Below are 8,170 nucleotides of genomic sequence, written 5' to 3'. Positions count from 1 at the left end.
GCCTTCGCCGTATTTGTCGCCGATTTCCTGTGTAATGGCGAGCGACTTTTTGAGGAAGTCGAGAGCGGTGTCGTATTGACCAATATGGAGGTATTGCTTGCCGATCTGTCCGAGTGCTTCCCCTTTGATCTGCTGGTTGTCAGCCTCGGCGAGCGGGGGCAGCCAGTCGTCCAGCAGGGTGCGGTACATACCCGCACGGTTGAGCGGCTCGATGATCCAGTCCAGTACCAACCGCTGCCCCTGTTCGGTGAGGTTGGCAGCCAGCAGCGCGGCATGGGTCGCCAATATGTGTTCCCATGTGGTGTTTTGTCGTTCCTCTAATTCCCACAACAGGAAATTAGCCGCTTTTTGCAATAGCGGTTGATCCGGTTCGGGTGCACCGTTTGCCAGCAACCAACTACGCACCAACGGCGCAAGCTGGTATTTGGTTTGCTGCGTGTGCGGGTTAGCGTATTGCTCCACCAGCGACACCGCCAACAACCGCTGCAACACAGTATCCATCGTTTCGCTCTTGCTCCCCTCGCCCCTTGAGGGAGAGGGGCAGGGGGTGAGGGGTTCTCCCACAATCTCCACCCCCAACAACGGCACGGTCGTCTGATACGCCAATAAACGATGCAGCAGCGCGATTTCCTCGCTACTGCGTAGCTCTACTACCTTTGCCAATGCCATATCGGTTTGGCTTTCAGCCGCCGCTTTGCCCAAACTGGCGGTAAATTCATGCTCCTCTTGTGCGCTCATGCCTTGTGTTGCCTTGGCGAAAAATTCCAAAGCGCGGAAGTTGCCACCCAAGGTTTCATAAGCGGTTTGCAGGCGTTTACCCTGCAATGGCAAACCTTGCAGCCGCACCATTGCCACATAATCGCCATACACGGGTTTGCCCAGCGGGTAGTGTTCCGCATCCGCCCAACCCGGCAACCGCCAGCGTGAGGTGAGAATCAGCTTCAAGCCTTGCCGGGTCAGTGACTGTGCCGCTTGCAGCCAGTGTTGCAGCGTGGGGTCGGTGATGGCATGAGGGTATTGCCCATCTTGTACGGATTCGAGGTTGTCGAAGAATAACGCCAGCTTGCCGTCATAAAGTGTCAGCAGGAACTTGAGGAAATACTCGGCTTGTTTTGCTTCATCCAGCCCTTTGCTTTGCAGAATTTGGTACTTTTTATAGGCTTTCTCATCTTCGGAAAGCTCCAGTTCCATATCCAGCAGGATGCTTTGCCAGTCATGCTCCGGGCGCAGCGAAAAGCTGAACGTCTGGTAGCCATCTTTGTGCAAGCCTTGCAGCAGTTTGTAGGCCAGTGAGGTTTTGCCCATGCCGCCAACACCCGTAATCAGCAGGCTATTGGCGGTTTTGTCACGCAAACGGTTTTGCCATTGGCGCAACTCACGACGACGACCCCGGAATTTTTCCGGCACGGACACTTGCCCCATCAAGGTCTTCAATTCGTTTTGTGATTTGGGCTGTGGCGTAAACCCCCAATCGACCAAGCCTTGTTGCAAGTCATGGCTCAACAATTGCGGCAAACACCATTGACCATACGAGGCTTCGGTGCGTAGCGGGTTGTTGCTGTCGCGGTAGCCACCCGCTTCCTTGAAGGGTTGGGTAATCGCGGCGCGGGCGTGTTGTAATGCCACATCCACCGTGCTGTGCTTACCCAATTTGAGCAGCAAGGCTTTGGCAAACTGGATGCCCGCCTTGTCAAACACCGATTCACGCATCCCGATAACGTGCGGAATCCCCACCCGATACAACGCTGCACTCAAACCGTTGTGCGGGTAGTCGGGGTGTTGTTTGGCACTCAAACAGGCGGACATCACCAACAGTTGTACCCGCGTGTTCTGGAAACAGGCGACCAATTCATTTTCAGCAACCAATTGCCCGCGCCCCAATGCATCTTCAAACAAAAAGCTGCCATACGCCCGCTGGTTATGATGTTCGTGGGTAAAGTTGCCATGCCCGCTGAGGTAAACCAGATGCGGCTGGAACTGTTGCAAGGTATCGCGCAAAGTGTCCAGCCGTCCGTCATCCGGCATTTCCAGCACGATTTCACCGAGACGTTCCTGTTCCATCAAGGCTTCCTGCACGGCGGCTTGTTCGGCTTCCACATCCAACCGTTCCAGTTCGCTCAAATTATCGGGCAGGGAAGTGAACAGTAATACGCGCAAGGGTTCACGTTGCAACGCAGGCAACGCCGCGCTGACCGTTAGGTTGCGCCGTGACAAACTGAAACCCGCTTCCCGCCCCAGAAAACCATAAGTGGGGTGGTACAACGTTTCCCACGGCAAGGTGAGGATGGCGGCATCAGCCGATGCAATAATGATCGGCAATACCTGTTGCCCGCTGGCTTGCTTGGCAAGCTCAAGGCTATCGCCGAGCATCAGCGCATCCCACAGGGCTTGCCCCATTGCCTGCAAGTGTTTTTCTTCCACCAGCAAATGTTTTTCGTAGGCGGTACTGATGCGATCTGCCATACCCTTGATGTGTGGGTGAGTGCGCAGCAGGTCAGTCGGTGGAGTAATGGTGAAGGACGGGGCGGTCGTCATCGTTTACTCCTCTACTTTGCCGACAGGACGTTCTGGCAGGGTTAATTCCATGATTTCCTGCTGTGTGCCATCTTTCAATACTTCTACCTTGCGCACACTTTGCAGCGGCACGCTCAGGCGGGTTTGGCAAAACGGGCAGGGCAAATCATAGCTGGTCATCCCCGCTGGAACACGTTCCAGATCGTAAGTGTAAGGAAATGATTTACCACAGTTGCCGCACTGTGTAACACGTTTGATTTTTTGCCCCATGTTGTATTCCCCTGTTAAACAAATAAGCTGAAAACTGCAAAACAAATCCCGAAAAAGCTCAATAAACTTGCCGCTGCCAGCAATTTGCGTTTGTGCTGGGCACTGCGGTAAAAGAAGGTTTCGATCTCGCTGAGGCTATCCGGGTCTACCTGATGGCGTTGCGGGAACAAACTGGCGAGCGCGAATCCCAATGCCAACAACCACGCGGCAAAGGTGATGAGTAGCAACACGGGGTCATTGACCACCGCCTTGTCACCACTGATGAATTTGAGGACAGTGGCATACAAGCCCGGAATGGCAATATTCAGCGTGATTAACTGTTTGGCGAGGTCATCCAGCCGGGTGGCTTGCGCGGCAACATCTTTGGCAAACAGATCGAGCAACGACTCGTCGTATTTGTTCAAGGCGGATGTGGTGACTTCAAACGGCGGTGGTGAAGGTTCGGTCATGGGCTGCCCTATCCTGACGTGTGGATCGTGAGCTGGATTTTACCAGAGTTGCGGCTGAAAAAAGTGATGAGCATAATTTTTTGAAGAATGACAGGCATACATCCATTTTTCAGGATGATGTAGACTTGTTGGTGTCGGAAATGTTTATCGCAATCTTATCCCGAACTCAGGTTTTACTAGCATTTAGCATCCCAAATGGTATGCTAAAACCAAGATAAATACAGGATGCTGATCATGACGAGCAAAACACAAACCAGCCTTCGCCTAGACACTGATAAACTAATAGAGGCCAAAGCCATCTTAGAACGCCTCGGCTTAAACTTCAGCGAAGCCGTGAATATTTTCACCAGTATGATTGTTGCAACCAAAGGCTTGCCGTTTGATGTGCGCCTGCCCAACGATGAAACAATCGCCGTCATGCGCGATGTCAGGGCACGTAAAAATCTTACGCCCGTTACCCTGACAGATTTGCAACGTGAATTGCAGAACCCATGAGACAACTCATACGCCACAAAGCGTTCATCAAAGACATGCGTAACGTTCGCCTGACTGATACCCAAGCCACCAAATTATTTCTGTATGTTGCCAAACTGCTGGATGACCAACCCCTTCCGCCAGAATCCCGCGATCATGCACTGCAAGGCGAATGGGCTGATTTTCGGGAGTTCCATTTAGGTGGGGATACCTTGCTGATCTACCAAACCGATGAGCAATATGTCTACCTGACACGGCTTGGAAGCCATGCACAGTTATTCAAAACGATGTGAATAGCTACGCAGCTCACAACCGATAATCCTCCAACACATCCCGCTCCTGCTGCGAACACCCCCAAAATCTACCCGCTTCCGGCTTTTTCAGCACCGATTCCAGCACATCCAACACCTCTTCCCCAGCATCCAGCCGCTTTTCTTCCTCACGCACGAAGAGTGCCGCAAATTTACCAGACATATCCTCACCCGCCCGCAACCGCCGCGCATGGTCAATCACCGACAAGCTGCGATTAATGCAACCGCGCAAGCGGGCTTTTTCATCCTGAGCGTTACGCAAAAATTCAATCCAGCGCAGCGTGATGCGGGCAGTATCGCTCCACAAGTCTTTCAACTCGCAGATGCGGCGTTCGATGGCTTCACGTTCCCATGCGCCATCCATGACCTCGTATTCGGTGAAAATGCCATGCACCAGCACCACAAACACCGTGTAACGGGCAGCAATCTTGTCATCCTCATAGGCATGTCTGCCGTCGGCATCCAGTTCTACCGCGTCGAAATAAATACCAATGCCGCCCGGCGCACCGCAAACAGCATCACCGGGGTGATAACGCCCCAACATGTTTTCAAAGCGTTTGGTTTGCAACTCAATATCGCGGTCGTTGATCTTGACCATCAGTGAGTCGAACATGCCCATGTGTCAATCCTTCTGGCAGTGTGGATACGGCAAGCATAGGGCATCTACGCAGGCGATGAATGGGCTAATTCTCGTCAGGTAGCTCATTCATCAGAAATAATTGACCCGCCTGAGATTCTCTACAACCTTGTTGTTAGTGATTGGCGAGAAGCAAAAACAGCTACCGATCCCGTTGATCAAACAGCTTTTGGCGCACGCCGATCAAGTGGGTTTGATTGAGGCGAATTGTGTGGGGAAAAATGCGCTGGATTTCGTGCTTTCCTTCCACATTGGGCAATGGGCGAAGCAAGATCCAACGGGTTATTTTCACATTGTTTCTAAAGACAAAGGCTTCGACCCGCTGATTACGCATTTGAAGCAACTGAAAGTATCAGCGGCACGGCATGACGAATTTGCCCAGATTCCGGTGTTTGTTGATCTGCCAGCGTTGCCTGTTGCTGACAAAATAACACTGCTGACTGAGCGTCTGACTAAGCATGTTGCGCCAACCGTCCAGCAACACGTAATAGCTTGATGTCGCACATTCATTCTATGTTTGCCAAAAAGCTAACTGACAATGAGGTGATTGCTTTAGTGGAACAATTGGAGCAGCTCAAGCTCATTTAGCTATTGGTTGCTGCCAAGCAAGGGGTTAATTTGGGGAAACGGAACTGTTCTTGTGTTTACCAATAAATAGGATCATTGAATTCCTTAACGCATGTGGGACGGTCATTGATTGTTGGAATTGGCTTTTCCGTTAAGGACTGGCCTAGCCAACCCTCTGGCATTGAAAGCTTCACCGGAGCCTTGATGGTATTTTCTGAGAGAGGTTGAAACCCTACCTTGGAGTAGAAGGATGGATCGCCGTATGTGATGGCTACAGCCACAGATCGACTTTTCATCTCACTCAGCCCATACTTGATTAGTGCCTGCCCGACGCCTTTTCCCTGTTGCTTGGTTCTAACTGCAACGGGAGCAAGCATGTAAACCGTGATTGACTCATTAAATCTAAGACGGGTGAAAAAAATTGCCCCAACAAGTAACCTTTTTTCATAAGCGCCAATACAAATTATTTCTTGATTGTCGGCTCTTGACGATAGTTCCGATGCAAGGTTTCCTATCAGCTCACCTTCTTTCTCCCCCTCGGATAAGGAGAATACAGCCGTGAAAAGGCTTACCACTTCTTGTTTGCTGTTTTTATCGAGGATTTTGTAATTCATACATTTCTCAGTCGATTGGTCACTGTCGGTTCATCATCAAGATAATCAGCCGCATCAAATGATGTAAACTTTGTCATGGTGTCGAGTGATCTAGCCCAGCAAACCCAGACACCTCAACTTGTTTGGTGCTGTTAGCTTCTGTGTAACCGATTCGATCGGCTAGTTTCAGGGCTTCCTCCTTCTTGGGGGGCGGGTTTGCTGGGCTAGATCATGAAGTTGCTACTACTGAGCGGTCTTTCTCCAACAACGGCTTGCTGGCAATCCCCACCCCGGTTAACAACTGGCTGGCAGCCAACACTTCCACCGCTATGTATTTCAGGTGCAGGAATACAATCCCGCTGCCACTGAGCAAGCTGAAGCCTGCGGCGACTTTGGTATTGGTGGCGATATTGGTTTCCAGCTCTTTGGCAAGTTGCAGGAGTGTCTGAAGTTGCTGCAAATCGGTATTCATCAACACCACTTGCGCCGCATCGGTGGCAATGGTGGTTGCCCCGCGCAGGGATACCGAAACATCCGCTTGCCGCAAGGCAATCGCATCGTTGATACCGTCACCGATAAAACAGACCTTGTTGCCATCCTGTTGTAATTGTTGCACCAGTCCGGCTTTTTGTTCGGGTAGCACTCCGGCAAAGTAGTGGGGAATGCCTAATTCAGCCGCTAATTGTCGGGTGGGTTCAAGCTGGTCGCCCGACATGATGTACAGCTTCATGCCTTGCGCCTGTAATTGCTGAACCACTTCGCGGGCTTCGGGGCGGATGCTGGCTTTGAGTTCAATTGCACCGACCACTACATTGTCAACCGCTACAAATACCAGTGAATGCCCGCTGGCTTGCACCTGCGTCTGCAAGGTTTCTACCTCGGTGGGCACATCCAGATGTTCCGATTGCAGGAAGCGCAAACTACCGACCCGGATGAGTTGCCCCGCAATTTGTACCTGCAAGCCATAACCGACGGCATAAACCGCATGGTCAGTGGTGGGTAAGCTTAATTGCTGTGCGCTGGCGGCGGCTAAAATGGCTTGGGCAATCGGGTGGGTTTGCCGGTGTTCCGCTGCGGCTGCCAGTGTTAACACCGTGTTGGTGCTGTAACCGGCAAACGCATGGATGTCTGCCACTTGCGGTATGTCCAGCGTCAGTGTGCCGGTTTTGTCGAACACGATGGTATTGATGTGGGGCAAGGTTTCCAGCGCCGAAGCATCTTTGACCAAAATCCCGTGTTTGGAGGCGGTATTGAAGAAATTGAGTACCGTCAAGGGGCGCAAGGCAACCATGTTCATGGTGAAGTTACTGCCCAAAATCGCCAAGGCACTGCTCACCCCAAGCACGGGCAAAGCAACTGCACCTGCTGCCAACATGGGGATTAACGACTTTTCGGCAATGGCAATGGCTTTTTGTTCGACGCTTTGACGGTATTCATCATTGCGGTTGATAACTTCGCCCAGTTTGGCGGCGGCGGTTTCACTGCCGGTTTTTTCTACCTTTACCTGAATGCGGCCTGCCAACACCACCGTGGCAGCCAGCACATTGTCACCCACGCCTTTCTCAACGGGTTGCGCTTCGCCAGTGAGCATGTGTTGGTCAATGGATGCCATGCCTTGCACAATCACGCCATCAATGGGGATCATTTGCCCCACATCCAGCACCATCACATCGCCGACTTGCAATTGGGCAAAGTCGATTTCGGTTTCTACCCCATCTGCCAGTACCCATACCTTGAGGGGTTGTTGCCCCAGTACCGATACCAAGCTGTCGTGCATTTCCTGTTCGCACAGTACCATGACCTTTTGCGCACCGCCCAACAGGATCATGCCAAGCGCACCGATAGTGTAATAACCACCCAGCCACATGCCGCAGAAATACAATGCTAATAAGTGTGCAACACTGAGGCGGCGCTCTTTGGTGGCTATCTGCCAGCAAATCTTGAACAGCGGGATCGTCAGGTAAAAACCGGTGGCAATTACCAGTGGGATCAAAGGTAGGGCTGTAAGGTGTGCAACCCTATACGCATCAACTTTAACCCGCGAAAGCGGTCTCCCTCTCTGGTAGGCTATTAGTTTTGCACACCGAATAGATCGACTTCGACAAGGAGACCGCGCATTGATACTGACAAAAGTAGCCACCGCATTGCAAGCCATCTTGTATGAAAAAGCGGACGCGTTAGCAAAAAAAGCGGCTTCATTCAACGCCAGCGCAAACTCAGCGGCTCGAACTTCATCCGCAGCTTGGTGTTTGGCTGGATGGGCAATCCTGCCAGCACATTGGATGGATTAAGTCGGACAGCCGCCTTCCAACAGCTCCCCATTAGTCCACAGGGACTGGACAAACGTTTTACCCA

10 protein-coding genes are annotated in these 8,170 nt (G+C 51.8%); 4 read left to right on the top strand and 6 right to left on the bottom strand.

Annotated elements, in window-relative coordinates; genetic code table 11:
• From BLV87_RS15780 to BLV87_RS15770, 3 genes are all read right to left on the bottom strand, one after another.
• Positions 1-2,535: CHAT domain-containing protein (locus BLV87_RS15780; RefSeq protein WP_139282209.1), on the bottom strand; the 2,535-nt coding region annotated here is incomplete at its 3' end.
• A gap of 3 nt (positions 2,536-2,538) precedes the next feature.
• Positions 2,539-2,784, bottom strand: a complete 246-nt coding sequence (locus tag BLV87_RS15775) for a hypothetical protein (protein ID WP_093070214.1) — start codon at positions 2,782-2,784, stop codon at positions 2,539-2,541.
• A 14-nt stretch (positions 2,785-2,798) separates the two neighbouring features.
• The gene (locus tag BLV87_RS15770; protein WP_093070212.1) at positions 2,799-3,233 is read right to left on the bottom strand and encodes a hypothetical protein; all 435 of its coding nucleotides are present in this window, start codon (positions 3,231-3,233) and stop codon (positions 2,799-2,801) included.
• 234 nt (positions 3,234-3,467) lie between these two features.
• Here BLV87_RS15770 and BLV87_RS15765 point away from each other — a divergent pair, with 234 nt between their 5' ends.
• Together BLV87_RS15765 and BLV87_RS15760 are read left to right on the top strand one after the other, a co-directional pair.
• The gene (locus tag BLV87_RS15765; protein WP_093070210.1) at positions 3,468-3,728 is read left to right on the top strand and encodes a type II toxin-antitoxin system RelB/DinJ family antitoxin; all 261 of its coding nucleotides are present in this window, start codon (positions 3,468-3,470) and stop codon (positions 3,726-3,728) included.
• The gene (locus BLV87_RS15760) at positions 3,725-4,000 is read left to right on the top strand and encodes a type II toxin-antitoxin system YafQ family toxin (protein WP_093070208.1); all 276 of its coding nucleotides are present in this window, start codon (positions 3,725-3,727) and stop codon (positions 3,998-4,000) included. Before BLV87_RS15765 ends, BLV87_RS15760 begins: the two co-directional genes overlap by 4 nt.
• Positions 4,001-4,013: 13 nt before the next feature.
• Here BLV87_RS15760 and BLV87_RS15755 read toward each other — a convergent pair whose 3' ends face one another.
• Positions 4,014-4,637, bottom strand: coding sequence for a hypothetical protein (locus BLV87_RS15755; protein WP_093070206.1), 624 nt, complete (start codon positions 4,635-4,637; stop codon positions 4,014-4,016).
• 100 nt (positions 4,638-4,737) lie between these two features.
• On the opposite strand from BLV87_RS15755, the gene BLV87_RS15750 reads away from it, so the two are divergent.
• Entirely contained in the window at positions 4,738-5,151 is a 414-nt protein-coding gene (locus BLV87_RS15750) for a PIN domain-containing protein (protein WP_139282205.1), read from the top strand.
• A 148-nt stretch (positions 5,152-5,299) separates the two neighbouring features.
• Here the strand turns inward: BLV87_RS15750 and BLV87_RS15745 are convergent, their stop codons facing one another.
• Both BLV87_RS15745 and BLV87_RS15740 read right to left on the bottom strand, forming a co-directional pair.
• Positions 5,300-5,836 (bottom strand): GNAT family N-acetyltransferase, encoded by a 537-nt coding sequence (locus BLV87_RS15745; RefSeq protein WP_093070202.1) that lies wholly within the window; start codon positions 5,834-5,836, stop codon positions 5,300-5,302.
• 208 nt (positions 5,837-6,044) lie between these two features.
• Complete coding sequence (locus tag BLV87_RS15740; protein WP_175517974.1) at positions 6,045-7,808, bottom strand: heavy metal translocating P-type ATPase; 1,764 nt, start codon at positions 7,806-7,808, stop codon at positions 6,045-6,047.
• A gap of 124 nt (positions 7,809-7,932) precedes the next feature.
• Between BLV87_RS15740 and BLV87_RS19495 the strand changes: the two genes are divergently transcribed.
• Positions 7,933-8,106, top strand: a complete 174-nt coding sequence (locus BLV87_RS19495) for a hypothetical protein (RefSeq protein WP_175517799.1) — start codon at positions 7,933-7,935, stop codon at positions 8,104-8,106.
• The last annotated feature ends 64 nt before the right edge of the window (positions 8,107-8,170 follow it).

The sequence above is a fragment of the Thiothrix caldifontis genome (genome assembly GCF_900107695.1).
Lineage (GTDB): Bacteria > Pseudomonadota > Gammaproteobacteria > Thiotrichales > Thiotrichaceae > Thiothrix > Thiothrix caldifontis.
This window is presented reverse-complemented; position numbering and strand designations above follow the sequence as displayed.

Excerpts from the sequence above, each read along its gene's own strand:
- BLV87_RS15775 (WP_093070214.1), bottom strand. The coding sequence starts at position 2,784 with ATGGGGCAAAAAATCAAACGTGTTACACAGTGCGGCAACTGTGGTAAA.
- BLV87_RS15770 (WP_093070212.1), bottom strand. The coding sequence starts at position 3,233 with ATGACCGAACCTTCACCACCGCCGTTTGAAGTCACCACATCCGCCTTG.
- BLV87_RS15765 (WP_093070210.1), top strand. The coding sequence starts at position 3,468 with ATGACGAGCAAAACACAAACCAGCCTTCGCCTAGACACTGATAAACTA.
- BLV87_RS15760 (WP_093070208.1), top strand. The coding sequence starts at position 3,725 with ATGAGACAACTCATACGCCACAAAGCGTTCATCAAAGACATGCGTAAC.
- BLV87_RS15755 (WP_093070206.1), bottom strand. The coding sequence starts at position 4,637 with ATGGGCATGTTCGACTCACTGATGGTCAAGATCAACGACCGCGATATT.
- BLV87_RS15745 (WP_093070202.1), bottom strand. The coding sequence starts at position 5,836 with ATGAATTACAAAATCCTCGATAAAAACAGCAAACAAGAAGTGGTAAGC.